We start from the raw sequence: 639 nt of genomic DNA, 5'->3' as shown, positions 1-639 counted from the left end.
GCAAGTGGCCGTCGTGTACGAAGACGCGCGTCTGACATACCGCGAACTGAACGAGCGGGCAAACCGGCTGGCGCGGACACTCCGCGACAAGGGTGTTGTTCGGGATCAGCCCGTGGCGATTGCCGCCCATCGGTCGACCGAGCTGGTCGTTGGCGTTTTGGCGATCCTCAAGGCCGGCGGAGCTTACGTGCCGATTGACCCGGATTATCCGGCGGAGCGCATCGGATATATGCTGGAGGATTCGGGAGTGAAGCTCCTGCTCATCCGGCGGGACGACGTAGCCGATATCGGCTTTGCCGGGAGCATCATCGATCTGGACGATGACGCGGCATATGCCGAAGACGAGTCGAATCTCGGCTTGACCAGCGGTTCGGGCGATCTGGCTTATGTTATTTATACGTCGGGAACGACAGGCAGACCGAAAGGCGTTATGGTTGAACACCGGAACGTCGTTCGTTTGGTGAAGAATACGGACTATGCCCAATTGGATGAAACGACGCGAATTTTGCAAACAGGCGCAGTGGTGTTCGACGCGTCCACATTCGAGATTTGGGGAGCGCTGCTGAACGGTGGTCAGCTCTATCTGGCTAGCAACGATGTCATTCTGGACGCCTGGAAGCTTAAGCAGGCTATCGAACA

1 protein-coding gene is annotated in these 639 nt (G+C 57.7%); it reads left to right on the top strand.

Annotation, left to right across the window (positions count from 1 at the left end):
* Nucleotides 1–639 (top strand): AMP-binding protein (locus L693_RS28335; protein ID WP_155983884.1); only part of this gene is annotated, 639 nt, incomplete at both ends.

Origin of the sequence: Paenibacillus sp. 1-18, assembly GCF_000520755.1 — a bacterium.
In the GTDB taxonomy this organism is placed as follows: domain Bacteria; phylum Bacillota; class Bacilli; order Paenibacillales; family Paenibacillaceae; genus Paenibacillus; species Paenibacillus brasilensis.
The sequence above is the reverse complement of the archived record's forward strand: the minus strand, read 5'-3'. Positions and strand labels throughout refer to the sequence as shown.